Origin of the sequence: Reyranella sp. (assembly GCF_965249915.1) — a bacterium.
Lineage (GTDB): Bacteria > Pseudomonadota > Alphaproteobacteria > Reyranellales > Reyranellaceae > Reyranella.
This window is the reverse complement of sequence record NZ_OZ252257.1, coordinates 1,614,827-1,639,076: the sequence shown is the minus strand read 5'-3', so window position 1 is coordinate 1,639,076 and position 24,250 is coordinate 1,614,827. Positions and strand designations below refer to the sequence as shown.

Below are 24,250 nucleotides of genomic sequence, written 5' to 3'. Positions count from 1 at the left end.
ATGGGGGCACATGATATCAGGGGCGCGAAAGCGATGAACAGTTTCATCGCTGCGCGCGCATGACGAAATTCGGCACCCTGGCCAACCGTTACTGGCCGACCCTCGTCCTCTTCGCCTTCCTGCTGGCGAGCTGGCAGGCCGCCGTCACCTTCGGCAACATCCGCGAGTATCTCCTGCCCGCCCCGCTCTCGGTCTGGAACGCGCTCTGGCACGGCGACACGGCCTGGTGGCCCCATCTGTGGACCACGACCTTCGAGATCATCGGCGCCTTCCTGATGGCCGCGGTGGTCGGCGTGGCGCTGGGCGTCGCCATCGCCTGGTCGCCCGTCCTCGCCAACGCGCTGGTGCCGTTCCTCGTGTTCGTGAACACCCTGCCGAAGGTGGCGATCGCGCCCCTGTTCCTGATCTGGATGGGCTACGGCATCTTCCCCAACATGCTGATGGGCGCGCTTATCGGCTTCTTCCCCGTGGTCATCAATACCGCCGTCGGCCTGTCCCAGGTCGAACCGGACATGCTCGACCTCGGCCGCGTCTTCAACGCACCGAAATGGAAGATCTTCGTCAAGATCCGCCTCCCCAACGCCCTTCCCTACATCCTGAGCGCGCTGAAGATCACGGCAACCGCGGCGGTGGTGGGCGCGATCGTCGGCGAGTTCGTCGCCTCCCAGCGCGGCCTGGGCTACGTCATCGTCACCACACAGAGCAGCATGAACACCTCCGTGGCGTTCGCCGCCCTGGTCTGGATTTCCGTCGTGGGCCTCGTGCTCTACGGCGCCGTCGTATTGCTGGCGCATCTCTGGGCCCCCTGGGCCGAGGGCGTCGACTGAGTTCGGGGATGGGGAAAAGGGAGACCGCTATGACTCGCACACTGTCGCTGGCGCTGGCCGCGCTGCTGGCCACCTCCGGCGCCGCCTCGGCGCAGGAGAAGTTCACCTTCGCGCTCAACTGGTTCGCAGTCGGCGACCACGCCGCCTACTGGGTCGCGCTCGACAAGGGCTACTACAAGGCCAAGGGCCTCGACGTCACCCTCGAGAACTCCAAGGGCTCCGGCGATTCGATCGCCAAGGTCGACACCGGCCGCGCCGATGCCGGCCTCGCCGACGCCGCCGTCGTCATCGCCTCGGTCGGCCGCAGCACGACCGTCAAGACGGTCGGCATGGTGTTCGACAAGACCCCCCTCAACATCTTCAGCCTCAAGGAAAAGCCGCTCGCCAAGCCCAAGGACCTGGAAGGCAAGACGCTCGCCGCGCCTCCGGGCGATTCGCAGCGCCAGATGTTCCCGGCCTTCGCCAAGGCCAACGGCATCGACCCGGCCAAGGTCTCGTGGGTGAACATCGAGCCCGCCGCCAAGATCGCGGCCCTGGCCGAGAAGCGCGTCGACGGCGTCGGCGACTACAGCACCGGCCTGCCGCTCTACGAGAAGGCCGCCGGTAAGGACACTGTCGTGATGATGCCGTGGGCCGATTTCGGCTTCGACATGTACTCGATGTCGATCATCGCCAGCGCCAAGACGATGAAGGACAAGCCCAAGGCTCTGAAGGACTTCCTCGAGGCCTCCTACATGGGCTGGCGCGACGTCATGGCCGACCCGAAGGCCGCCATGGAAATCCTGAAGAAGCGCGTGCCCGAGGTCGACGTCGAGGTGATGACGCCCAACATGATGATCGGCCTCGGGCTGATGAAGACCGACCGCTATGCCAAGAACGGCATCGGCTGGATCGACGAGAAGAAGATGTGCGACTCGGTCGATCTGGTGAACACCTACATGGGCCTGCCGAAGAAGGTCGAGTGCAAGGACGTCTACTCGACCGAGTTCTTCACCAAGGTCGCGATGCCGAACTGATCCAGGCAGTCGCGTCGCGTGGCAAAGGGACTGATCGACCTCGACCGGGTCGGCATGACGTATCAGGCGGCGAGCGGCCCGGTCGAGGCGCTCGCCGGCATTTCCGCGTCGATCGGGGCCGGTGAGTTCGTCTCGCTGGTCGGCCCGAGCGGCTGTGGGAAGTCGACCCTGCTGCGCATCCTGGCCGGGCTGCGTCCGGCCACGGCCGGCGCCATCACGGTCGCCGGCCGCACCGTGACGCAGCCGATCCCGGACGTCGGCATGGTGTTCCAGGCCCCGATCCTGCTGAAATGGCGATCCATCCTGGAAAACGTGCTGCTGCCGGCAGAACTCGCGGGCAAGGACCCGCGCGCGCTGCGGTCGCGCGCCGAGCAACTTCTCGAAATGGCGGGGCTCGGCGGCTTCGGCGCCAAGCTGCCGCGCGAACTGTCCGGCGGCATGCAGCAGCGCGCCGCCCTCTGCCGCGCCCTGCTGCTCGACCCGCCGCTCCTGCTGATGGACGAGCCGTTCGGCGCCCTCGACGCCATGACCCGGGACGACATGGCGCTCGAGCTGCTGCGGATCTGGGGAGAAAGCGACGTCGCCCGCGAGGCCCGCAAGACCGTGGTCTTCGTCACCCATTCGATCCCGGAGGCGGTCTTCCTCTCAGACCGCGTGATCGTCATGTCGGCCCGGCCGGGTCGCATCGCCGCGGACCTCCGGATCGACCTGCCGCGCCCCCGCACCGTGGAACTGCGGGCGTCGGAGGCCTTCGGCAAGCTCAACCTCGAGATTTTCCGCGCCCTGACGGGCAAGACCCTCGTGGGCGCGGCCCTTTAGGGCGTTGGCGCGGCCTGCCCTGCCTGATAAGACGCGGGCGAAATAGCAGGAGCAGACATGGCCAACGCCGCCACCCCGATCAAGAGCGCCGCCAAGGGCATCAGCGCAGACGCCAGGGCCTTCGACTGGGAAGACCCGTTCTTCCTCGATGACCAGCTGACCGAGGACGAGATCGCCATCCGCGACGTCGCGCGCGACTACTGCCAGGACAAGCTGATGCCGCGCGTCCTGATGGCCAACCGCAACGAGAAGTTCGATCGCGAGATCATGAACGAGTTCGGCGCGCTCGGCCTGCTGGGCTCGACGCTTCCGGAGAAGTACGGCTGCGCCGGCGCCAACTACACGACCTACGGCCTGGTCGCCCGCGAAGTGGAGCGCGTCGACTCGGGCTACCGCTCGGCGATGAGCGTGCAGTCCTCGCTGGTCATGCACCCGATCTATGCCTACGGCAGCGAAGAGCAGCGCATGAAGTACCTGCCCAAGCTCGCCACCGGCGAATGGGTCGGCTGCTTCGGCCTCACCGAGCCGGATCACGGCTCCGATCCCGGCGGCATGAAGACCCGCGCCACGACCGTCCCCGGCGGCTTCAGCCTGTCGGGCTCCAAGATGTGGATCACCAACTCGCCGATCGCCGACGTGCTGGTGATCTGGGCCAAGCTCGACGGCGGCGCGATCCGCGGCTTCATCCTGGAGCGCAGCTGGAAGGGCATCGAGACGCCGAAGATCGAGGGCAAGTTCAGCCTGCGCGCCTCGGTGACGGGCGCCATCATGCTCGAAGACGTCTTCGTGCCGGTCGAGAACCTGATGCCCAACGTCGCCGGCCTCGGCGGTCCGTTCGGCTGCCTGAACAACGCCCGCTACGGCATCGCCTGGGGCGCCATGGGCGCCGCCGAGTTCTGCTGGAAGCAGGCGCGCAACTACACGATGGAGCGCAAGCAGTTCGGCCGGCCGCTGGCCGCCACCCAGCTCATCCAGAAGAAGCTCGCCGACATGCAGACCGAGATCGCGCTCGGCCTCCAGGCCTGCCTGCGGGTCGGCCGCCTCAAGGACAAGGGCCATGCCCAGCCGGAGATGATCTCGCTGATCAAGCGCAACAATTGCGGCAAGGCGCTCGACATCGCCCGCGTCGCCCGCGACATGCACGGCGGCAACGGCGTGTCGGACGAGTATCACGTGATCCGTCACGCGATGAACCTCGAGGCCGTGAACACCTACGAAGGCACGCACGACGTGCACGCGCTGATCCTCGGCCGCGCCATGACCGGCATCCAGGCGTTCAGCTCCGGCGCCTGACGCGTGACCCTGCCACCCCCCGGCGACATCGCGATCGTCGTCGCCGGGGCACTGGCGGCTGGCTTCGTCAATGGATTGAGCGGCACCGGCTACGCGCTGGTGGCGCTGGGCTTCTGGCTGCAGGCCATGTCGCCGCTCACGGCCGCGCCCCTCACCGCCCTGTGCGGCGTCGCCGGCCACGTCCAGTCCCTTCCCCGCATCTGGAGCGGCGTGCGCTGGCAGCGCCTGTGGCCGATGCTCTCGGCCGGCATCGTCGGCGTGCCGTTGGGCACGCTCCTGCTCAACCATCTCGAACCTCGCCCCCTGAAGGCCGGCGTCGGCATCCTGTTGATCGTCTACAGCACCTGGATGGCCATCGTTCGCCGGCCGCCGATCGTCACCGGGGGCGGCCGGGCGGCCGACGCCGCGGTCGGCCTGATCGGCGGCGTGATGGGCGGGATGGCGAGCCTCAGCGGCCCGGTTCCGGCGATCTGGGCGCAGTTGCGCGGATTCGGCAAGGACGAGCAGCGCGGCGTTAACCAGCCGTTCAACATGAGCGTGCTATTCCTCGCCCTGGTGTCGGCGGGCGTCGCGGGCTTCCTCGACCGGACGTTCCTGATCTGGGCGGCGATCACCGTGCCGACGACGCTGATCGGTGCCCGCATCGGCCTGGCGTTGTACGGCCGCATCAACGATGTCCAGTTCCGCTACATCCTGCTCGGCCTGCTCTGCCTCTCAGGACTGACGCTGATCGCGACCTCCCTGAGATAGAGGGAGCCTGGAGTCTAACGTTTCATATCGAAGCGTAGCCGGCATTGTTGATGTTGGCGGCCGTCGAGCGTGGCGCTCAACGAATGCAGTACCGCGGCCTGGTCGAGCGCTCGGTAGGTTTCCATTCTGGCGGTCGGCGGCGGCATCGCCGCAATGATCCGGCGGAGGCTGCCCCGGCGTGGTAGAAACGGCTGCTATTAACGGGCGAACATCTCGTCGACATGGACGCCCAGCGGATTGTGGTCGCCGAGGTCGTTGAGCGGCCACGGTTCAGCGGCGGCCGCCGCTGCCGAAGGCAGCTCTTTTGTCTCGATGCTTGCCATGTTCGTCTCCGTTCAGCGGCCCATCGGGCCTGAAAGGCGTTCTTGTCGTCACCCCATCGATCGGCCGGGCGTCCTGGCACGCAGGAGCATTGCCTGGCTCGCCGGCCACAGCCTCTGCTGCTGCAACTGCTCGTTCAACATCAGATCTTTGCGAAGGCGGGCTTCTCGACACCGGTCATGGTATCGTAGGCCTTGAGGATCGTCTCCTCCGGCGTCCGCGTGACGCCGCTGTCGTGGTAGATCGCCTTCAGCCACATCGCCATCGTGATTTGGGACCCGTTCGGGATGAAACGCTCTATCGTCGTCTTGCGCAGCATCTCCTCGCCCTTGGCGACATAGGCCGCGTCGGGCTTGCCACCGTCGACGAGATGACGGCAGGCCCATTGGCCGTACATCAGTTCCGCTCGAACAATCGCCGGTGCTGACGAAGGCTTGGTGGTGAGTCCAGCCTCCTGACAGAGCTTAAGGCCGACGTCATAGCGTCGCGCCGCGAGGTTGAGCGGCAGGGCGAGTTCGAGCCCCTCCCGCATCAGCAGCTTGGCCCCGTTTGGTTCGAGGCGGTCGAACTTGTCCCACTGCCGCCAGTCGGCTTCGCTCGCGCGGCCGAACTCGGCCACCGCCGGATCACCGTCGATCAGCCACTTGCACAGACCCAGCGTCTCCCACCATTGGTAGGCGCGGAAGGATTCGTCAGTATCCTTGCCCTCCGGTGGTGATGTTTGTACTTCCATCCAGGCGACGAGCGCCTGCGCCGTCGGCAGTACCCGGTCGCGCAGACCTAGCAAGTGAGCCCGGATCAGGTAACCTAGCGTACTTGCCATATAGCCTGCTCGATTGAACGGTCCGGTCTTTTCGGGCTCGAACCTCATCGCAATAGCCAGAAGGAAATCGAGGTAGAACTGGCGACTTTTCTCGGGCTCAAAGATTTTAGACATCTGGGCCTCCGCTATGGGTGGGCGATAAAGCGCCCGCAGCCGACGATTTGTTCAATCACGCCGTTGCGTGCTTTACCAGTACCCACTGTGACGATGGTCGCGTTCCTGTTCCGCGCATTCTCCAGCGCCTTGCCGCCTCAGGCGATGCGCCCAATTTCCTCGGCTGCCTCGATACGGCCTATGTGTGCGTTCGGGCTTCCTTGAGTGAGTATCGATCGGGGTGTGCCCATCCACCGGGACCGATCACCGAGCCAAATCACTCCAGCCAGATCGAATTCATCCCAGAAACCTGGGGCGACCGGAACAGCACGAAATGTACGTTGGCACTCGTGAAGCTGTTCGAGAAGTGCATCGAACGCTTCTCCCGGCACAGTGCGCTTGTAGAGACGCTCCGTCACCAGAGCGAGCGGTTGTCCGGCCGATTTTGGCTTATGCCGGCCGATCAACTCGAAAAAGGCGGCAACTTCCCTTGAAGTTCCGATCTGCTTGCGAAGTAACCCCGCCGATAGTCCAACGTCGCTCATCAATGGAACTCCATGAATTCAATGTGTTCACGGCTGAGTAGCTCATTCGACTTTTCGACGATCCTTCTTGCGATGTCATCAAGGGGCCCAGAAGATACGCTTTGTCCACGCACATCGATCCTAATGTTCTGCTGCATACCCCGCGGCAGATGCCGGGCACGCTCGTGAACCTGTTTGACGACCTTGTTCACCAAGCCATTGGCATTGGTATTGATATTGTGATTCTTCACCTCGAACGATGCACTGCGTTTGTAGGCCGATACCCCGTCGGGACGGACCGAACCAGCCGTCCCTCAACTTACCTCATTGCCGTTCTTGAAAGAGACTTGCGGGACAAAGTCCGGCGGTTCCGTTTTTTGCAACGTCAAGCTCGCTCTGCCGCGAACTTGCTGCAGACTCATAATGCCTAAGCCAAAGTCGTACTGCAGCGAGCTTTGCCATGGCAAGGTAGTTTACGGTGCTGCGATCGAAGCGTGTGGAGACGTACCTGAACTGCTTGAGTTTTCCGATGTTTCGTTCGATGAGGTTGCGCTTCTTGTATGTCCGCTTCGAGTATGAGGCGGGCTCAGTGCGGTTGACCTTGGGCGGGATGCAGGCCTTGCATTCTTGGTCTTCGATGAACTCGCGGATCCAATCGGCATCATAGGCACGAACGGCGAGCACGACCGCCCCTCGGGGCAGGTCGTTAAGGAGAAGTTCCGCCATTGGCGCGTCGTTGGCCTGTCCGGCGGAGAGCTCGAGCTGTACCGCAGGCCGTTGCCAACGGCGCAGACATGAAGCTTGGTCGTCGGTCCTCCACGACTTCGACCGATACAAGCGTCTCCAGCTTGTTTTTTGGGCGGCCGCCTGCTGATGCGCGCGCACGACGATCGAATCGATCATCTGCACCTTGCCGTCATGAGCGGAGATGATGGCGTCCACAGCCGATCCCAGATCCCGGCCTTTCGCCCACGGTTGAAGCGGTTGTAGATCGTGGTCGGCGGGCCATAGCGCTCTGGCACATCTGCCCAGGGCGAGCCGGACCGAAGCACCCAGAAAATGCCGTTCAGAACACGCCGGTCATCGACTCGCGGCGCCCCGCGTGGCTTGTTCGGCAGCAGCGGTTGGATCGTTCGCCACTCAAACTCAGTCAGATCGTAGCGCGCCATCGCCAAGGCTCCCTTCAGAACCTTGAATCATTTTCTCCATGATTTGGAAATCGTTTATGAGTATGCGACCCAGCAGGCTGTTGAAAAAGGGTATCGCGGCGCTCATTGGAACATGATTCACTGATCTGAGAGTTCAGACGGGGCGATGATGCGCGGATCGGATGAGCGTTCAGCGGATGGAGTTCGACCTTCTGTTCCGATGATTCGTAGGGCTGTGGGATGGACGATCCGGCGTGCTGGGAACTCCTCCGAAGAGGTCCCGACAATTATCTGAGCGTCATCAAAGTCAGTAGACGGAGCCAAATCACTCCAGCCAGATTGGCCGCATGTCAGGCTTTTCAAAGTCCTCTAGCGGCATGAACTCATGTTCGTGAGACTTGGGTCCTTCCCATGCCATGAGACGCAAAGGACGGAAGTAGCCAATATTCTTTTTGTCGGCGCGAGCATAGTCGATCGCCTTGTAGAGCGACTTGAAAATCTTTTGAAACGCATCAGCCGCCGTCTTCGCCGACCGATCGATGGCTTTCGTACGATCACCCAGCTTAAACTCGTCCCAGAAGCCTTCAGTTATTTGAATCTTCTGAAGTAGCCGCCGACATTCCGCCAATTGGTCGACAAGTGCATCATACTGCTCGCCGGGCACGGTGCGCCTGTAAAGTCGGTCCGTGACGAGATCGAGCGTACCGCTGATCGACTCCGATTTATGACGTTCGATCAAAGCGAAGAATGCAGCGACTTCGGCTGGCGTACCCATATGCTGAAGGAGCATGCCTCCGGAGATCCCAACATCACTCATCGGCTAATCCTCCGCTCTAAATTTGATATGTTCGCGCCTGAGAAGGCCATTCGACCGCTCGACAATTCGCCTGGCTACTTTTTCCAATTGTTCCTGGGATGTATGCTGGCCACGAATGTCGATTCTGATGTGCTGCTGCATGCCCGGCGGCAAGTGTTGCGCCCGCTGCAATACCTGTCGAGTGACGTCGCTCACCAATCCGTGCTTGTTGGTATTGATGTTATAATTCTTCACCTCGAACGATGCACTGCGCTTGTCGGCCGATACCCCGTCGGGACGGACCGAACCAGCCGTCCCCCAACTGACCTCCTTGCCGTTCTTGAAAGAGACTTGCGGGACAAAGTCCGGCTGTTCCGCTTTTGCATCGTCAAGCTCGCTCTGCCGCGAACTAGGACGCTCCCCCGGCGGAATCAGCGGCACCCGAGGTCCGGAGGGCGGTGGCTTGTCGCCCTCGACCCGCCCCGGCGGGTCGTTGTCGTCGGGGGCCGGGTCCTTGCCGGGCGGACGGGCCATTTCACTGCCGCCCCGAACGCCGGCCGTGCTCTGGCGAGCGATCGTGTCGTCTATCGCTTTTCCGACAATCACGGCCCCGATCGCGGCCGCCGCGAGGTCCAGCAGGAAGGGGACGGCCAAGGCTGGCGCGACGACGTTCTGCATCGTCGGCACGGGACCATCCCGATCCCAGATGTCGGTCTGTGGCTGTCCGTCTATCGGCTCGACGGTCCGCGTCACGCGCTCACTGTCGAAAGTCGTGGTGATTACGCCCAGCGTCTTGCCCGAGGGGTCGCGTATGGTATCGACCTGCGACCAATGGCCCTCGGCGGGGTAGGACCACCGGCTTTCCACACGATGGCCGTCGGCGAAGATGGCATCGGTCGAGACGATGCGGTCCTGCTCGTCGTACGCTTCCGTGACGTCGGCCTTGCCGCGCTCCGTATCGACGCCGCGGCGCGTGACCCGCTTGGTTCCGTCATCGAACCGCGTGACGTCGGGCGCGGGAGGGATAGTAGATGCCGCTTCTATAGCCCTGGGGCCTGTCGATTCGACTACGACTTCGTCTCTGGGTGAGGGCGTCGATACGGCATCAACCGACGCAGCGTGGGGCTCTGCCACATCGAAAACGCCCTTCACCACAGCGTCTGGCGGCAGCGCTTCGACTGGCTCGCCGCCCGACGCCCGGACGGTATTCGGATCGCCTTCCCCGCGCGGCAGCACATCGCCGACGAGGCCGCGAATGTCCACCATCTTCGGCGGCTTGCCCTCGACGGATTCGAAGGCGCCCAAAAGCCTGTCGAGCTGTTGCCGTGCGGTCTTGGCCTCCTCACCCTCGGGATCGAGGTTGGCGGTGCGCAGTCCTTCGTCCAGGAACAGGCGACCGAGACGGTGGCGCTCGAAGGCCGGATCGGATTTGCCTTCGGCGAGAGCCTGCTGGAGTTTGGTCAGTCGGTTGTAGTCGCTGTCGCCGAGCGACAGCCGGTGTTGCGTGAGGTCGAGGCCGGCAAAGTCTTCCGGGGTGCGCACGGCCAGGTCATCGAGCCTGTCGTAAAGGTCGCGGTCCGTGACGACGCGGCCGTCGTTCATGGCGGTCCGGTCGAGCGCTTCCATCTGCTCCTGGCTCAACCCGTCGCGCAGCTCCGCAGGCATCGCCATCAGCGGTGCGGCGGGATTCTCTCCCAGCCAGTCGAGCGCGCTTGCGGCCGCGCGGCCCCGCGTCGCCTGCCACGCCCGGTCGGCGCGCGCCTGTTCGATCCGCGCCATCCGGGCGACCTGCGCCCACACCTCGGGCGAGGCGTCCGGCGGTGTCAGTTCGGCGGCACGCGCCTGGTAGTCGTCGAGGTCCGGGCGGCGCGTTGGATCGTCCGGCGTGTCGGCCAGACCGCCGACGATCTCCGTCACACGCCGCTCTTCGCGCGCCCGTTCGATCTTGCGCTCGACCGCGGCCTGCCGCTCCGGCTGGATCACGTCGCGCGCGTGGTCATAGAGCTTCGCCGCGCGCTCGGGATCCTGGCCGATCGCGGCTTCGACCGCGCCGGCATAGAGATCGCTCAGGCCGGTGCGCACCGCCGTGTCGGTCCGGCCCGCGTCCCAGCCCTTTCGTTCGCCCTGGTAACGCAGCTCGCCCACCGCGGCGCGGCCCAGCGTGCGCAGATGGGTCGGGTCCTGCCAGGACAGCGTCGCGTCACGCGCCAGGTCGGCGAGGCGCTCGGCAACGATGCGGTCGTCCAGCGCCGACGCAGCCTGCTCCACGATCCGCCCGAGGTCGCCGCCGGCGCGCTCGAGACGCCGGTCGATCACCGGTTCGAGCAGCGCCTTCTGGCGGGGCCCGATCACCTGCGTCAGATAGCGGTCCTTCAGCTCGCCCAGAAGCCGGGTGGTCTCGGCGATCCCGGCCAGCGCCTCCTCCGGGTCCTTGCCCGCGAGACCGGTCGTCGGGTCGGTCACCAGGCCGCGCACCTCGCCCGCGAACCGGGTGTCGAGCTGGCGCGCGAACATCTCGTCGGCCTGGAGGCCGAGTGCGCTGTCGTCGCCTAGCTCGTGACGCGGCCATGGGTCCGCGGCAGGCGCTGCCGAGAGCAGCCCATCTGTCATGATGCTTGCCATGTTCGTCTCCGTTCAGCGGCCCATCGGGGCCTGGAGGGCGTTCTTGCTGTCGCGTGGAAAGGAAAGCGGCTCCGGCGCCCGGACAGCTCCGGTCATCGCCTGCTCGTTGGCTGGTGATTTCGGCGCGTTCGACCCGGTCGATGCGACGGTCTGCAGTTACGCCGTGGGGTCAGCCCTCCGGCTGATCGGTGCTCAATGGCCGCGACAAGACATGCGGCAACAGCGGCGACGAAAACGAGGGATCGGCAGTGTCATCGCCAGGGGCGTCAAATGTTCCCAAAGACATCTCTCCTGTGAGAAGCGAGCCCTCGAGTTGCTGATGAGCCGGACTTTGAATATGCAAGCGGGCCGTTTGAAAGGGCCTTGAAAAGCATTCGGCGGTTTCGCTGTAGCCGCAGCGCGGCAGCACCTCGAACAGGCGGCTCGCGAAGGGCGCGCTAGATGTTTAGTCCCGGCATTTGCTGGAGCGGGCTGAGGGTGATCGGTCAGGCTCCTTCGTCCAGAGCTTGCAGATGTACTCGTAGGGCGTGAGGCCTTTGAGGGTCTTGAGGCGGTTGGCGAAGTTGTAGGCTGTGACGAAGTCGGCGAGATGGCTGCGACGCTGATCGTGGGTCTCGTAGCGGAAGGGCTCGTTGCGTGCGATCAGCTCCTTGATCGCCGCTGCCGTCCAACGCGTGCCCCGGGGATCGGTGAAGGCAAATTTTGAAGTTCGGCCGATGGCTACGAAGAGGTAGAGCCGTCCCTCCTGGGTGCGAACTTCGGTGATATCGATGTGGAAGTAACCGATGGGATAGGCCTTGAACTTGCGCTTCCTGGCCTTGCCGTCTTCGACGTCAGGCAACCGCAAGATATCGTGGCGCTGGAGACAAGGGCGAACGGGTGAAGTGCGGTATCGTGGCCTGAAGGGCATACAGGCAGTCGTCGAGGGGCAAGAGCGTGCTTGCGGAAGGCGACGATGATCGCCTCGTCCTCGACCGAAGCCACTGTCGACTTCGCGTCCTTCCGCCCCGTCTTCAGATCAGCGACGGAGTCGCGCTTTTTCCACTTGGCGACGGTCTTGGGATCGATGCTGTATCGTAACCAGCCGCCGGAATAGTTCCGAGGCGGAACCGGATGGCAAGTTTATTGCGCCATCGCTCGCTCCCGGCGCCGAATCCGGGGGTGCGACACTGGCTTCGCTTGTTTCGTTTATTGCGTTTATTTCGTTTATTCGCCGCGAGCCCGGCGTGTCGCATGCGTCCGCCCGGCTCCGCCCAAGGTCACAGCGGGGTCGGGTCGAGGAATCGCTTCAGGACGTTGCCGGTGAGCTGGCTCACGTTGTTCCTGTAGCCCGCGTGCGACAGGGCACAGACCCAGGCGATCGATCCGGTCGAGAAGACCGCCCCGCCGTTGGCCGTCGGGAAATAGACCAGATCGGCCCTCACCTGCGCGTTCTGGTCCCCCATCACGCCACGATGCAGGGTGCGGATCTCCTCCGGTGCGGGGGTGCCGCCATAGCCCAGCCGGTCGGCCGTCGCGAGCCATACCGTGCCGGGAGGCGACCCCAGCGACCAGTCCACGCGATCGATCTCGACGCCGGCGGCGCCGTTGCCGCGCAGGCCGAAGTCGCCCAGCGGCGCAGCGAGATCGATCCCGTCGGTCAGCCATGCCAGCGCCGGATCCTTTGCGCCATCGAGCCAGCGGTAGGGCGAGGAATGGGTGAAGACCTGGCCGTCGAAGCCGACACCGACCAGTCGCTGGGGCGGACGGCCATTGCTGCGCCAGGTCGAGGACGGCTCGCCCGTGAAGGCCAGCGCGGTCTCGCCCGCCTCTCCTTCCCAGGTGCGCAGGCCGGTCATGCCGCGGCGCATCTCGATCGTGTGCGGCACGGTCGGATGATAGGCGATGCGCCAGTAGAAGCCGTTGCCGCCCAGATACATGTGCCGCCCGCCGCCGCGCTGATAGGCGTCGAACGCCTCCCACACTTCGCGGCTGATATATTCCGGGTGCGACCCCGTGACGACGCAGGTGTAGGGCGCCAGCACCTGGACGCCGTGGCGGTGGATGTCGTCGTCCGTGATGACGTCGTAATCCTGACCCGTCTCCTCGAGCCAGTCGATGAAGTGGGTATCGTTGCCGTAATTGAACACGTTGCCGCGCGGCCGCATGTTGAGAATGGGCCGTCGCGCGCTGCTGATGCTCCAGCCGCTGCCGTCGGCATGCGTATCGTAGGTCGACAGGCCGACCTCGCGATGCTCCTGGATATAGACATCGTCCCGCGACAGCGTCAGCACGCCCTCGAGCATCGCCTCGGCGTGGACCTGGTCCAACCGTAGCGCGCTGTTGGCATAGGCGAGAAAGGTGCCGGTGCTAGCCACGAAGGCGAGCTTCGAACGGGGCCTGCCCAGTTCGGCGCGCACGAAGAACCCGACGAAACTCTCGACCGGCTCGTCGCCCGCCTCGGCCCGCAGTCGCAGCGCATAGAAACCGCTGCGCCATTCCGCCGGGACGGTGAAGCGCACGGTCGGCTCCCACTCCGCGTCGGCCATGTCGTCGCTGTGGAAGTGGATGGCGCCATACTGTTCGGGGCAGTCGGTCCAGCGGTCCGTGCTGCCGTCCCAGTTGGCGCCGGTCATGCCGCGCGTGGGCATCTGTCGCAGCCTGCCATGGAGGTGGTGGGCCGAAAGGTCGGTCACGCTTTCGCTCGCCATTTCCCGCGAGAAATCCCATGCCGCGATCAGTCGCGCGTCGGCCATCGGGAAGTTCACGCTTTCGCAAAGCCGGTGCAGCCCGTCGATCGGCTGCACGCTGGCATGGAGCCGAGGCCGGTCGATCTTGCCGTCGTAGAAGCCGTCGAACAGCTGGCCGCCGCCGTCGCTGGCCTGGGCCGCGATCACGATCGGTACCGAGGCCGGCCATTCAAGCTGGGTCGGGCCCGCGGCCTCGACACACTCGGAGCGATCCCGGCCGGCCTGCGCGTCGGCGCTGCGGACCATGACCGCAAGGCGACCGGCTTTGGCGTCCCAGCTTGCCCCCGCCAGCACCCACTCGCGCGACAACAGAGCCGCCCCCGTGGCAACCCGCCACGTCCGGCCGCCGGCCGCGACGACGAACTCCAGATGGCCTCCGGCGTCGAGGCCGAGCCGCCAGCCCTCCTGCGTATCTTCCCTCCAGCGCGACAGGATGGTCTGGGCGCGGTCTCCGGGCATGGTCGGCCAGATGAAAGCGCCGACGGTGAACGACTGGAACGACGTGAGCGCCGGCGCGTCGGCCACGATGGCGCACGAGCCCGGCCGGATGACCTGGTGCGCGAGAGATACCGTGCGCTCGAACGGTACTTCCATCTCGTGGACCCGGATTCCGGGCCCCGCGGGATCCGGATCGCCGCAACGCACGCGCACCAGGGCGGCCTCGGCCTTCGATACGGAAGGGCTGGAGAGATGGAAGGCCACTTCTTCGCCCGGCGAGACCACCATCGGCCACGCATATCCCAGAACGGAGGTCGTATCGGTCATGCCAGTTTTTCACTCAGATGCGGCGGCAGGGTGCGGCCGGTAACGGCTTCCCAGCGCAGTTTGAAGACCTCCCACTCCGCCTCGGCGATGGAGGTGAAGACGTGATTGCGCATGAGCTCGATCGGCTTGCCGCGCTGGCGCGGCAGGCGGCCCAGCATCCATTCCTTGCCGGGCTGCGTGACGATCAGGACATAGCGCCCGGGCTGGTCGGGATCGCCCGCCCACCGCAGACGATGCAGCAGCTTCTGCAGCTCATCGCCATGCGGCCCGCGGGGTTGACGCCGGAACTCCTCGACCAAGTCGAGCCGGTCGGGGTCGATCGGCCAGTGTGCGGCCTCGGGATAGGTGACGAGCACGGGCGGCCTACTTGGTGAGCCAGCTGATCCAGCGCTCGCGCAGCTTGGCGCGATCGGCGGCGATCCACGCATAGTCGGCGATGATCAGCTTGTCGTAGTTCTCGGGATAGCTCGGCCGGAAGCGCCGCTCCTCGGCCGGCACCTTGCCCGCCGCTTCCTTGTTGTTTGAATCGAAGCTCACCTCGTTGCTGAACGGCAGGTGCTCCGACGGGTCCTGGACGAAGAAATCGAGGAACTTGATGGCGTTCGCGGTATTCGGCCCGCCCTTCAGCACCGCCCAGTTGCCGGTATCGCGGATGGCGCCGTTCCAGGTGAAATCGAACTCGCCGCTCTTGGCCAGGGGAACGGCACGGCTCGAATAGAGCATGCTCATGACGGCGTCGCCGCCGCGCAGGATCTGCATGGAATTGTCGCCGCTCTTCCACCACGCCGCGACGTCCTTCTTGATCGTGTCGAGCTTGCGGTAGGCACGGTCCACGTCCATGGGGAACAGCTTGTCGCGCGGCACGCCGTCGGCCATCAGGGCGGCCAGCGGCACCCACCAGTCGCGGTCCCCGGTATCGGGCAGCGAGCGCGGGCCGGGAAACTTGGCCACGTCGAAGAAATCGGCCCACGATTGCGGTCCGCCCTTCGGGAAGGCTTTCTTGCTCCAGGTCAACGCCATCCCGCCCACCGTCCGGATGATTCCGGCCGGCGTGCAGCTCCCGGGCAAAGCATTGGCCACGATCCCGGGCATGGCGGCGCAATCGAGCGGCTGCAGAAGGCTCGCATGCTGGATCAGGTCGGGCGGCGTGGCGGTCACCACGTCGAACGGCACGCTGCCGCTGCGCGCCCCGGCGATCGCCCGCGCCCACTGGTCGGGAAGCTCGATGGCGATGGCGCGAACCTTGATGCCGGTCTGGGCTTCGAAGCGCTTGTAGAAGTGGGCCTGCAGGCTGTTGGTCATCAGCCCACCGGTGGTGGCGATGATCACCTCGCCGCCGGCGGCACGGGCCGTCGAGATGAAGGGAAAGGCGGCGGTGGCTCCGAGGATCGTGCGGCGGGTCAATTTCATGCTGCTCTCCTGTTCAGTTCCCGGAAGTCGGCCGGCGCGCACCGGGCGAGGCCTGCCGGCCGCGGCCGGCGAAGTGACCGGCGACCAGAGCCAGTACGGTAAGCCCGGTCAGGACCGTGGCCACGGCGGCCAGGGTCGGCGAGACATTGTAGTCGATATCCTCGAACATCTTGCGCGGCAGCGAGCGATGATCGAGGTCCGAAATGAAGAACGAGATCACCGGCTCGTCGAACGAGATGATGAAGGCGAAAAGCGCTGCCGAGACGATGCCCGGCATAATCTGAGGCAGCGTGACCCAGGTGAAGGCCTGCAGCGGACTGGCGCCGCACGACAGCGCCGCGCGCTCGAGATCGGCATCGAAGCGATGCAGCGACGCCAGGATCGTGAACACCACGAACGGCATCGCGAGCGCGGTATGGGCGGCAACGAAGCCGAGCGTCGTGCCGGTGAGCTTCAGCCCGTCGAACACCAGGTAGGTCGCGATGGCGATCGCTATGTTGGGTACGATCACCGGCCCCACCACCAGCAGCTCGAACACGGGCTTGCCGGGAAGCCGGCCGCGTACCAGAGCCAGCGAGACCAGCGCGCCGACGACGGTCGCGACGATCGATGTCAGCACCGCGGTGCGCAGGCTGAAGAAGGTCGCATCGAGCCAGTCCCGGTCGGAGAAATAGGCCGCGTACCATTCGAGCGTGAAGCCCGAGGGCGGAAACTTCAGGTAGCGATCGGGCCCGAACGACATCGGCACGATCAACGCCGTCGGCACGAGCAGGAAGATGGCGACACCGTAGGCAAAAGCGTTCGCCGCCAGCCGTCCCGCCGTCAGTTCCGACCGCCTCCTCACGACTGCCCCACGAACCGGTCGAGCCGGATGACACGGTGGAAGACGATCATCAGCCCGAGCACCGCGAGCAACAGAACACCGATGATGGCGCCGGCGAAGGGCCAGTTCAGCAGCTCGGTGACCTGCTGCTGAACGAGCGTGGCCAGCATCATCTGCTGCGGGCCACCGATCAGCGCGGGCGTGACGAAGAATCCCAGCGCCAGCAGGAACACCATCACGCATCCCGACGTGATCCCGGGCATCGACAGCGGCAGGGTGACGTGGCGGAACACCGCGAAGCCGTTGGCGCCCAGCATCCGGGCGGCCCGCGCATAGTCGTCCGGTATGGCGCGCAGCGTGGCATAGAGCGGCAGCACCACGAACGGCAGAAGCACATGGCTCATCGCCAGCACGACCGCGCCCTCGGTGCGCAGGAGCTGCATGGGCGCGTCCACCAGGCCGAGGCCGGTCAGCAGGTCGTTGACGACGCCGTTGCGCTGCAGCAGCACGAGCCAGGCGTAGGTGCGCACCAGCACCGACGTCCACAGCGGCAGCAGGACGGCGACCAGCAGCAGGTTCAGCATCAAGCCGCGCGTGCGCGCCATCAGGGCCGCCAGCGGATAGCCGAGCAGCAGGCTGATCAGCGTCACCAGCGCCGATATCCTGATCGTGCGGTACATCACCCGGAGATAGACGGGCTCATCGAACACCCGGCGATAGTGCTCGACCGTGAAGGACGGCACGAACAGGCTCTCGCGCAGGAGCATGCCGAGCGGCAGCAGGAACGCGAGCAACAGAACCAGCAGGAACGGCGTCGCGAGCAGCAGGCTTGCGGCCGGACTGTAGGTCCGGCCCCCCAGCATGAAGCGCGATGGCCGGGCGGTCATGCGGCGTAGGCGCGGGCGTGGCGCGTCTGCCAGCCCAAGGCGAAGGGAGTGCCGGGCGCCGGCTCGCCGAGCGAACCGTCGGGCCCGACCCGGACGCGCAGCGTCGGCCCCTTGCTCCGCAGCAGGAGCGTCGTGACGCTGCCGGCATAGATGGCCTCTTCGACCGTGGCCTGCAGACCGGCACCGTCGCCCGAGAGACGGATATTTTCCGGGCGGATCGCCACCCTGACCTTCTGTCCGCCCCGTATGGCATCCGCCGCCGTGACGCTCGCCCGCTCTCCTCCCTCGAGGGTGACACCGACTTCGCTTCCGGCTGCGGCGTCGCCCGAAGAGACGGCCGGCCAGAAATTGGTCTCGCCTATGAACCCTGCGACGAAGGCGGAGTTGGGCTGCTCGTAGAGGGCCTTGGGCGTATCGAGCTGCTGCAGCTTGCCGAGATCGAGCACGGCGATGCGGTCGGCCATGGTGAGAGCCTCGGTCTGATCGTGCGTGACGAAGATCACCGTCACGCCCAGCTCGCGCTGCAGATGCTTGATCTCGATCTGCATTTCCTCTCGCAGATTCTTGTCGAGCGCGGAGAGCGGTTCGTCCATCAGCAGGACTTCGGGATTGTAAACGACGGCCCTCGCCATCGCGACGCGCTGCTGCTGGCCTCCCGACAGCTGGGCCGGCTTGCGCTCGCCGTACCCATCCAATCGCACGGTCCTGAGGGCCGCGCGCGCCCGTTCCTCACGCTCGGCGCGGCCGATCTTCCGCATGCGGAGCGGAAAGGCGATGTTCTCCAGCACGGTCATGTGCGGGAACAGGGTGTAGCGCTGGAACACCATGCCGAGATTGCGCTTGTGGGACGGAGTCCAGGTCACGTCGTGCCCACCGATCTCGATGCGCCCGGAGTCGGGGAAGTCGAACCCCGCGATGTTCATCAGGACCGTCGTCTTGCCCGACCCGGAGGGTCCCAGCAGGGCAAGGAATTCTCCAGTACGCACACCGAACGTCACCCCGTCCACGGCGGCGACGTCGCCGTAGCGCTTTACCAGCTCGTGAACGCCGACATGCTCGCCATTTCCGGTGCCTGTACGCAACTCTGCCCCGCCTGCTACCGCACGCATCCTAATGAGCGGCCGACGCCGGACACAACCTCATATTTGCAGGGCAGAGCAAGCGGGGCTGCTTGAGCGCTCGAGATCCCGGCACGCTGCCTGCCTTGGTGTCGGCGGGCATCGCGTACTTCCTCCCCAGGTCAGCGTGAATTTCTTGGCAATCTCTCAAGCGCTCGCTCGACAATCTCGCGATCGAGCACCCGATCTTGCGGCCAAATAGTGGATGACACCGGCTCTGACGACCGCCTGAGTAGCAAATCGAGGACTTCGGAAGGCATTTCGTCGTAGTCGAAGGTAACCACGGGCCCGGGGGCCTGTTTGATGAATGGCGCCAAGATCTGAATCGCTTCGGCCCAGGGCAGATGACGCCGGGCTTTCGTCGAGTCAGGGCGGCGACGCAAGAGGTTTTCGCCGGTGAGGATGAACCTGTCCACGGGAGCCGCCACCAACGGAACACCTTCCGGCCAAACCATCGCGGAGGTCATCTGTCCCTCGACTTCGAGGAACTGAATAAGCGGTACGAACTTGGTGTCCCCTACGCTCTGTTGACGTGCATCCCTCTCGAAATTCCAGCGCCATGCCTGAAGAACCGTTGCACTGGGCAGAGTGCGAAGATGAGACCGTTGCTCAGGCGTCTCGAGGAAAATGTCGTAGGCCGATTCGTTTCCAGCATTCCATCCGGACATTAGTACTTCCGCGTCGTACTCACCCTTGCCCATCCCTTTCCACTGGGGATCGTCAACAACGAGATCGAATGCCCGTACGAGAGCCGACACTTCGATTTCCGCTTCCATAATGAAGTAGCTAGGTCGAAAGTAGTTTATGTTGAACGCGATGGGATAAAGTTCGCCCTCTTCGTCATCTCGCGCGTCGACCCATTCGAAGCTGAAATAAGCCTTGGTCTCTTCGTTGCTGTAAGCCGCATGCCCGGCCTCAGCGTCATAGAAGCGCCGATCCTGAAAATAGGCTTCAAAGTCCTTCTTGCCGATGGCAACCTTGCGCGGCCTCAAGAAAAGATCGTAGCTCAAGATAGAAAGTCCAAGCAGCCGCTTTCGCGTAGAATCGCCTCAAGGCCGAGCGTGTCCTTGGCCTCCATGTACTTGCGGCGGATCTCCGCCAGCGAGCGTGCGTGATACTTCTGCGGCTCCTGCGTCCATGCCGCGCCGCCGAGGCTCATGCTGAAGCTATTGTCGCCGCGTGCGATCGCGGCCGCGTTTGCCGCCGACCACGGCAGGAAGAGCGCGCCCACTTCTCGTGAAAGAAGCGGCGTCAGCGTCGGCGCGAGGTCGCCCAGTGTTTCGAAGTCGCCTTCGGTCCTGGGCGAGAGCATGCGCTGGACCCAGGCCATCACGTTCGGCGCCGCCTCCCGCATCATTGCGCCCGGCGTCGGGTCGGTCGCGGCCTCGTAGAGCTGTGCCCAGAGACCGAAATCGGCCATCGCGGGCCGGCCGCCCAGCAGGTAGGGCCGCGACGCAAGATGCGCCTCGATCAGGCCCAGCGCCTTGGCAAACGAGGCTTCGATCAGCGGCTCGGTCGCTGCATTCGAGCCGACGAAACCCAGCCGGCCCATCATGCGCTCGGCCACCGCCGCCCGGGCCTGCGCCACGGCAAGCGTGCCTTGCGCGCCCATCATCTGCTGGGCGATGCGCTCGGCTGTGGACCAGGCGTCGGGTTGGTAGCGCCAGCGATAGTGGAACATCCACTTGTTGCCCCACTCGTCGCCATATTCTTCGAGAAGCGCGGAGACGAAGGCGAGCGCGGGATCTGCAGGCGTCACGGACGGTTCGGGATGAGACGCCTCGAAGCGTTCGAGAATCGGCGTCGAATCCTGGATGCCCTCGCCTTCCGGCGTCACGACCAGCGGCACGAGCGGCAGCTTGGCGTATTTCTGGAACTCTGCCTGCACCGCCGGCGACCTCGGGATCCATTCGTGATCGAGGTTCTTGTAACGGAAGAAGGACCGCACCTTCACCGAATAGGGTGACAGTTCGGAGCCGTAGATCCGGTAGGTCATGGCAGTCTCAAATCCAGCGTTTGCGCTTCAGCCACAAGAAGATGGAACACACGATGACCACGACCATCACCCAGAAGAAATCGTAGCCGTACTTCCATCCCAGCTCGGGCATGTTGCCGGTGTCGCGGTCGAAGTTCATGCCGTAGATGCCGGCCAGGAAGCTGAGCGGCATGAAGAACACGGTGATGACTGCCATGGTCTTCATGACCTCGGACATCCGGTTGGACGAGTCCATGAGATAGACTTCCATCAGGCCATTGGCCATTTCACGGTAGCTCTCGACCAGGTCGAGCACGGCGACGGCATGGTCGAAACAGTCGCGCAGATAGGTCCGTGTCTCGGGCATGATGAAGGGCACATCGGGCCGCATCACCGCGAGCACGGTCTCGCGCTCCGCCCACTGGATGCGATGGAAGGCCACGAGTGCCCGCCGGGCCTGATGGATATGCGCCAGCGTGTCCTTTGTCGGATGGCCGAGCGCCTCCTCTTCCAGCTCCTCGAGATGGGTCGACAGGGCCTCGATCAGCGGGAACTTGCGGTCGACCACGAGATCGATCAGCGCATAGACGAGATAGTCGATCCCGAACATGCGCAGCCGCGAGCCCGCGGTCTGCAGGCGGTCGCGCACCGGCTTGAAGATATCGGCCTTCAGGTCGTGGAAGGAGATGACGTAGTTGTCGCCGAAGAAGATGCTGACCTGCTGGCCCTTCAGGACACAGTCTTCATAGGCCGGGTCGTTCAGGACGATGAAGCCCTGCCCCTCGTAGAGATCGAGCTTGCTGCGCTGGTTGGAGTGGAACACGTCCTCCAGGGCCAGCGGATGCAGGTTGAACGCCATGCCGAGGTTGCGCAGCATTTCCGAGCTGGGCCGCCCGCCGACATCGATCCAGGTATGGCCGGGCGTGCCGAGATGGAAGCGGCACTGGTCCACTTCCACCTCGTGCAGGACTTCGACTTCGTCCTGTGTGTATTCGACAAGGGTGAAATCGAGCGCTTCGTCGGGAACCGGCGCGCGCCCGGCCAGCGTGCCGGGAGCCGTACCGGGTTTGGTGTGGCGGCGAAAAAGCCCGTCCATGCGCTCACTCGCCCCCTATAGCGGTCAGACTTCTTCCATCGCCTGGACGTCGGGGCGGCCGGCGAGATAGTCGCCGAGCTTGCGGCCGAGTTCCTTGAAATGCGGCGCGGCCCGATGGGCCTCCAGCGCCGCCTGGTTCTCGTAGCGCTCCAGCATGACATAGACGTTAACGTCGGCCGTCTTGTGCAGCGCATAGAGCTTGTTGCCCGGCTCGTCGGCATGAACCTTGGCCTGAAGGGCCTTCATGGTCGCCTCGAAGTCTGCGTTGGTGCCGGGCTTGATGGTCAGTTTCGCGATGACGCCGATCATACTCTCTCCTCCTGCCGTCTCTATTGCGGCTTCTTCTTCAAAAGATACTTGTGCTCGCCATCGCACACCAGTTCGCCCTTCTGGTTGTGGATGGTCAGCTTCAACACGGCGACGCCCGTGGTGCGTCCGGGTTTCAGCTCAGTCACCTGAAGCATCGGATAGAGCGTGTCGCCGACATAGACCGGCTTCAGGAAGCGCGAGGACTGTTCGAGGAACCCGATCAGCGATTCGCCCACGAAATGCGGGAAGATCCCGCCGCCGGCCGCGCCCTGGATGGCGACCTGCAGCCCGTGGGCCAGCATGTCCCGGTGCCCGAGCGCCTTGCAGTATTCGCGATCGTAGTGGATCGGATGATTGTCGCCGCTGGCGAGCTGGAAGGCCGAGAACAGCGCCTCGGTCTGGGTGCGCGAGTTGATGTAGAATTTCTGGCCGACCTCGAGATCCTCGAACCAGTGGGCCGGTCCGAAACGATGCTCGGCGGGATCGAACGGCTTGGTATCGGTCTCCGGCATCAGGCAGCCTTCGCCTTGCGCGCCATGCCGTCGAACAGGTCGAGCATGCGCTCGCGCCACGAATACACCGGGTCATCCTTTTCCAGCAGTTCGAGCGGGCTGATGGTGCGCGGCCACATGAAGGTGCCCGCGAGGATGTAGTCAGGATAGGCCGCCTCGGCACCGGACAGGAACTTCTGCTCGCGCAAGGCCCGGCGCGCCGGTTCGAGCGACGCGCGAAAAGCCGCAAGCCCCTTCTCCCGCGCCTGTGTCTGGAAGGAGGCGAAGTCCGTTGTGCCCAGGCGCGCCCCGCGCGACTGGGCGATGTATTCCTTGTCCTCGGGTCGCACCCGGTCATAGAGATCGCCGATGATCAGCGGGAAGACGCCGGCGTTGACCACCGTATCCGTCCAGCCGTTGATGAAGCGCGCGTAGGAACGGCCCATCTCGCTCTTCAGCAGCAGCCTCTCGGGGTACATGTCGTCGAGATAGACCGCGATGGCCCAGCTGTCCTTGACCGGCTTTTCGCCGTCCTTGATCACCGGCACGGTTTTGGAATCGGCGAAGGCGATCTTTTCCTTCTCCGTGAAGCCCATCGGCACGTTGGTGTAGTCGAGGCCCTTGTGCGCCAGCGCGAACTTGGCCCGCCAGCAGAACGGGCTGGGACGACGATCGTCGTCGAAGGCCAGGTCGTAGAGCGTGATCATGCGGCCCTCACTTGCCGTCCAGCATCGTGATGATGCCGGAGAAATCCTTGGCACCGTTGCCGGAGTTCACGAACAGGCTGAAGAGCTGGGCGGCCTCGGCTCCCAGCGGCGTGCTGGCGCCGGCGGCATTGGCCGCCTGCTGGGCCAGCATGAGGTCCTTCAGCATCATCGCCGCCGTGAAGCCCGCCTGGTAGTCGCGGTTGGCCGGCGACGCCGGCACCGGGCCGGGGACCGGGCAGTAGTTGGTCAGCGACCAGCATTGGCCCGAGGCGGTGGAGGCCACGTCGAACAGCTTCTGGGCGTCGAGGCCCAGCCGCTTGGCCAGCATGAAGGCCTCGCTGACGGCGATCATCGAGATGCCCAGGATCATGTTGTTGCAGATCTTGGCGGCCTGGCCGCCGCCGCTCACGCCCGCCAGGACGATGTTCTTGCCCATCTTCTCCAGGATGGGCTTGGCCTTGGCGAAGGACGCCTCGCTGCCGCCGACCATGAAGGTCAGCGTGCCCGCGGTGGCGCCGCCGACGCCGCCCGAGACCGGCGCATCGACCATGTCGAGGCCGGCCTTCTCCGCCAGCGCCGCCACATGGCGCGCGCTCTCGACGTCGATGGTCGAGCAGTCGATCAGCAGCGTGCCCTTGGCGACGTTCGGCAGAACGTCCTTCTCGTAGACTTCACGCACATGCTTGCCCGCCGGCAGCATGGTGACGACGATCTCCGCGCCTTTCACCGCCTCGGCAGCAGAGGAGGCCTTGTGCGCCCCCTTCTCGACCGCGGTCGCCACGGCCGCGTCCGACAGGTCGAACGCCACGACGTGATGCTGCGCCTTTGCCAGGTTGGCGGCCATCGGGCCGCCCATGTTGCCGAGACCGATGAAGGCGATCTTCGCCATGGTTTCCTCCGTTTATGCT

At 64.8% G+C, this 24,250-nt stretch carries 26 protein-coding genes and 1 pseudogene; 5 read left to right on the top strand and 22 right to left on the bottom strand.

The window, feature by feature from the left end; translation table 11 throughout:
* Positions 1-59: 59 nt before the first annotated feature.
* Genes ACP15H_RS08225 through ACP15H_RS08205 form a run of 5 tightly spaced genes read left to right on the top strand, consistent with a single transcriptional unit; the run spans position 60 to position 4,705 of the window.
* On the top strand, positions 60-827 hold the full coding sequence (locus tag ACP15H_RS08225; RefSeq protein WP_425065718.1) for an ABC transporter permease: 768 nt from the start codon (positions 60-62) through the stop codon (positions 825-827).
* 29 nt (positions 828-856) lie between these two features.
* Entirely contained in the window at positions 857-1,843 is a 987-nt protein-coding gene (locus tag ACP15H_RS08220; RefSeq protein WP_425065717.1) for an ABC transporter substrate-binding protein, read from the top strand.
* 18 nt (positions 1,844-1,861) lie between these two features.
* Positions 1,862-2,662 carry an ABC transporter ATP-binding protein gene (locus ACP15H_RS08215; RefSeq protein WP_425065716.1) on the top strand — a complete coding sequence of 267 codons (801 nt, stop codon included), beginning with the start codon at positions 1,862-1,864 and terminating at the stop codon, positions 2,660-2,662.
* A 57-nt stretch (positions 2,663-2,719) separates the two neighbouring features.
* Positions 2,720-3,955: an acyl-CoA dehydrogenase gene (locus ACP15H_RS08210; protein WP_425065715.1), complete on the top strand. Its 1,236-nt coding sequence runs from the start codon at positions 2,720-2,722 to the stop codon at positions 3,953-3,955.
* A 3-nt stretch (positions 3,956-3,958) separates the two neighbouring features.
* A complete protein-coding gene (locus ACP15H_RS08205; protein ID WP_425065714.1) occupies positions 3,959-4,705 on the top strand; it encodes a sulfite exporter TauE/SafE family protein in 747 nt (248 codons plus the stop codon).
* Between the two features lie 197 nt (positions 4,706-4,902).
* Here the strand turns inward: ACP15H_RS08205 and ACP15H_RS08200 are convergent, their stop codons facing one another.
* From ACP15H_RS08200 to mmsB, 22 genes and pseudogenes are all read right to left on the bottom strand, one after another.
* The gene (locus ACP15H_RS08200) at positions 4,903-5,028 is read right to left on the bottom strand and encodes a hypothetical protein (RefSeq protein WP_425065713.1); all 126 of its coding nucleotides are present in this window, start codon (positions 5,026-5,028) and stop codon (positions 4,903-4,905) included.
* Positions 5,029-5,168: 140 nt separating this feature from the next.
* Positions 5,169-5,897: a hypothetical protein gene (locus ACP15H_RS08195; protein ID WP_425065712.1), complete on the bottom strand. Its 729-nt coding sequence runs from the start codon at positions 5,895-5,897 to the stop codon at positions 5,169-5,171.
* A gap of 203 nt (positions 5,898-6,100) precedes the next feature.
* Positions 6,101-6,487 (bottom strand): hypothetical protein, encoded by a 387-nt coding sequence (locus ACP15H_RS08190; protein ID WP_425065711.1) that lies wholly within the window; start codon positions 6,485-6,487, stop codon positions 6,101-6,103.
* The gene (locus ACP15H_RS08185) at positions 6,487-6,717 is read right to left on the bottom strand and encodes a hypothetical protein (protein ID WP_425065710.1); all 231 of its coding nucleotides are present in this window, start codon (positions 6,715-6,717) and stop codon (positions 6,487-6,489) included. Before ACP15H_RS08185 ends, ACP15H_RS08190 begins: the two co-directional genes overlap by 1 nt.
* 73 nt (positions 6,718-6,790) lie before the next feature.
* A complete protein-coding gene (locus ACP15H_RS08180; protein ID WP_425065709.1) occupies positions 6,791-7,408 on the bottom strand; it encodes a transposase in 618 nt (205 codons plus the stop codon).
* On the bottom strand, positions 7,366-7,635 hold the full coding sequence (locus ACP15H_RS08175; RefSeq protein WP_425065708.1) for a transposase: 270 nt from the start codon (positions 7,633-7,635) through the stop codon (positions 7,366-7,368). The genes ACP15H_RS08180 and ACP15H_RS08175 overlap by 43 nt, the downstream gene beginning before the upstream one ends.
* Positions 7,636-7,939: 304 nt before the next feature.
* Positions 7,940-8,431: a hypothetical protein gene (locus ACP15H_RS08170; RefSeq protein WP_425065707.1), complete on the bottom strand. Its 492-nt coding sequence runs from the start codon at positions 8,429-8,431 to the stop codon at positions 7,940-7,942.
* 3 nt (positions 8,432-8,434) lie between these two features.
* Positions 8,435-11,032, bottom strand: a complete 2,598-nt coding sequence (locus ACP15H_RS08165; protein ID WP_425065706.1) for a hypothetical protein — start codon at positions 11,030-11,032, stop codon at positions 8,435-8,437.
* Between the two features lie 437 nt (positions 11,033-11,469).
* Positions 11,470-12,109: pseudogene (locus ACP15H_RS08160) on the bottom strand (IS481 family transposase); the annotation flags it as partial.
* A gap of 182 nt (positions 12,110-12,291) precedes the next feature.
* Positions 12,292-14,526 carry a N,N-dimethylformamidase beta subunit family domain-containing protein gene (locus tag ACP15H_RS08155; protein ID WP_425065705.1) on the bottom strand — a complete coding sequence of 745 codons (2,235 nt, stop codon included), beginning with the start codon at positions 14,524-14,526 and terminating at the stop codon, positions 12,292-12,294.
* Positions 14,523-14,882 (bottom strand): hypothetical protein, encoded by a 360-nt coding sequence (locus ACP15H_RS08150; protein ID WP_422013470.1) that lies wholly within the window; start codon positions 14,880-14,882, stop codon positions 14,523-14,525. The genes ACP15H_RS08155 and ACP15H_RS08150 overlap by 4 nt, the downstream gene beginning before the upstream one ends.
* Positions 14,883-14,889: 7 nt before the next feature.
* A complete protein-coding gene (locus ACP15H_RS08145; protein WP_425065704.1) occupies positions 14,890-15,936 on the bottom strand; it encodes an extracellular solute-binding protein in 1,047 nt (348 codons plus the stop codon).
* A gap of 13 nt (positions 15,937-15,949) precedes the next feature.
* On the bottom strand, positions 15,950-16,780 hold the full coding sequence (locus ACP15H_RS08140; RefSeq protein ID WP_425065703.1) for an ABC transporter permease: 831 nt from the start codon (positions 16,778-16,780) through the stop codon (positions 15,950-15,952).
* Entirely contained in the window at positions 16,777-17,646 is an 870-nt protein-coding gene (locus ACP15H_RS08135; protein WP_425065702.1) for an ABC transporter permease, read from the bottom strand. The genes ACP15H_RS08140 and ACP15H_RS08135 overlap by 4 nt, the downstream gene beginning before the upstream one ends.
* A complete protein-coding gene (locus ACP15H_RS08130) occupies positions 17,643-18,728 on the bottom strand; it encodes an ABC transporter ATP-binding protein (RefSeq protein WP_425065701.1) in 1,086 nt (361 codons plus the stop codon). Before ACP15H_RS08130 ends, ACP15H_RS08135 begins: the two co-directional genes overlap by 4 nt.
* A gap of 158 nt (positions 18,729-18,886) precedes the next feature.
* Positions 18,887-19,774, bottom strand: coding sequence for a hypothetical protein (locus tag ACP15H_RS08125; protein WP_425065700.1), 888 nt, complete (start codon positions 19,772-19,774; stop codon positions 18,887-18,889).
* Entirely contained in the window at positions 19,771-20,760 is a 990-nt protein-coding gene (locus tag ACP15H_RS08120; RefSeq protein WP_425065699.1) for a glutathione S-transferase family protein, read from the bottom strand. Before ACP15H_RS08120 ends, ACP15H_RS08125 begins: the two co-directional genes overlap by 4 nt.
* Positions 20,761-20,767: 7 nt before the next feature.
* Positions 20,768-21,835 (bottom strand): magnesium/cobalt transporter CorA, encoded by a 1,068-nt coding sequence (gene corA, locus ACP15H_RS08115; RefSeq protein WP_425065698.1) that lies wholly within the window; start codon positions 21,833-21,835, stop codon positions 20,768-20,770.
* A 24-nt stretch (positions 21,836-21,859) separates the two neighbouring features.
* Entirely contained in the window at positions 21,860-22,144 is a 285-nt protein-coding gene (locus tag ACP15H_RS08110) for a putative quinol monooxygenase (protein WP_422013456.1), read from the bottom strand.
* Positions 22,145-22,164: 20 nt separating this feature from the next.
* Entirely contained in the window at positions 22,165-22,656 is a 492-nt protein-coding gene (locus ACP15H_RS08105; protein WP_425065697.1) for a MaoC family dehydratase, read from the bottom strand.
* Entirely contained in the window at positions 22,656-23,342 is a 687-nt protein-coding gene (locus tag ACP15H_RS08100) for a glutathione S-transferase N-terminal domain-containing protein (RefSeq protein ID WP_425065696.1), read from the bottom strand. Before ACP15H_RS08100 ends, ACP15H_RS08105 begins: the two co-directional genes overlap by 1 nt.
* A 7-nt stretch (positions 23,343-23,349) precedes the next feature.
* On the bottom strand, positions 23,350-24,231 hold the full coding sequence (gene mmsB / locus ACP15H_RS08095; RefSeq protein ID WP_425065695.1) for a 3-hydroxyisobutyrate dehydrogenase: 882 nt from the start codon (positions 24,229-24,231) through the stop codon (positions 23,350-23,352).
* Between the last annotated feature and the right edge of the window lie 19 nt (positions 24,232-24,250).

Coding starts and splice junctions, on each gene's coding strand:
- ACP15H_RS08155 (WP_425065705.1), bottom strand. CDS start 14,526: ATGACCGATACGACCTCCGTTCTGGGATATGCGTGGCCGATGGTGGTC.
- mmsB (WP_425065695.1), bottom strand. CDS start 24,231: ATGGCGAAGATCGCCTTCATCGGTCTCGGCAACATGGGCGGCCCGATG.
- ACP15H_RS08175 (WP_425065708.1), bottom strand. CDS start 7,635: ATGGCGCGCTACGATCTGACTGAGTTTGAGTGGCGAACGATCCAACCG.
- ACP15H_RS08145 (WP_425065704.1), bottom strand. CDS start 15,936: ATGAAATTGACCCGCCGCACGATCCTCGGAGCCACCGCCGCCTTTCCC.
- corA (WP_425065698.1), bottom strand. CDS start 21,835: ATGGACGGGCTTTTTCGCCGCCACACCAAACCCGGTACGGCTCCCGGC.
- ACP15H_RS08170 (WP_425065707.1), bottom strand. CDS start 8,431: ATGAGTGATGTTGGGATCTCCGGAGGCATGCTCCTTCAGCATATGGGT.
- ACP15H_RS08195 (WP_425065712.1), bottom strand. CDS start 5,897: ATGAGGTTCGAGCCCGAAAAGACCGGACCGTTCAATCGAGCAGGCTAT.
- ACP15H_RS08135 (WP_425065702.1), bottom strand. CDS start 17,646: ATGACCGCCCGGCCATCGCGCTTCATGCTGGGGGGCCGGACCTACAGT.
- ACP15H_RS08120 (WP_425065699.1), bottom strand. CDS start 20,760: ATGACCTACCGGATCTACGGCTCCGAACTGTCACCCTATTCGGTGAAG.
- ACP15H_RS08225 (WP_425065718.1), top strand. CDS start 60: ATGACGAAATTCGGCACCCTGGCCAACCGTTACTGGCCGACCCTCGTC.
- ACP15H_RS08100 (WP_425065696.1), bottom strand. CDS start 23,342: ATGATCACGCTCTACGACCTGGCCTTCGACGACGATCGTCGTCCCAGC.
- ACP15H_RS08220 (WP_425065717.1), top strand. CDS start 857: ATGACTCGCACACTGTCGCTGGCGCTGGCCGCGCTGCTGGCCACCTCC.
- ACP15H_RS08190 (WP_425065711.1), bottom strand. CDS start 6,487: ATGAGCGACGTTGGACTATCGGCGGGGTTACTTCGCAAGCAGATCGGA.
- ACP15H_RS08210 (WP_425065715.1), top strand. CDS start 2,720: ATGGCCAACGCCGCCACCCCGATCAAGAGCGCCGCCAAGGGCATCAGC.
- ACP15H_RS08165 (WP_425065706.1), bottom strand. CDS start 11,032: ATGGCAAGCATCATGACAGATGGGCTGCTCTCGGCAGCGCCTGCCGCG.
- ACP15H_RS08200 (WP_425065713.1), bottom strand. CDS start 5,028: ATGGCAAGCATCGAGACAAAAGAGCTGCCTTCGGCAGCGGCGGCCGCC.
- ACP15H_RS08110 (WP_422013456.1), bottom strand. CDS start 22,144: ATGATCGGCGTCATCGCGAAACTGACCATCAAGCCCGGCACCAACGCA.
- ACP15H_RS08105 (WP_425065697.1), bottom strand. CDS start 22,656: ATGCCGGAGACCGATACCAAGCCGTTCGATCCCGCCGAGCATCGTTTC.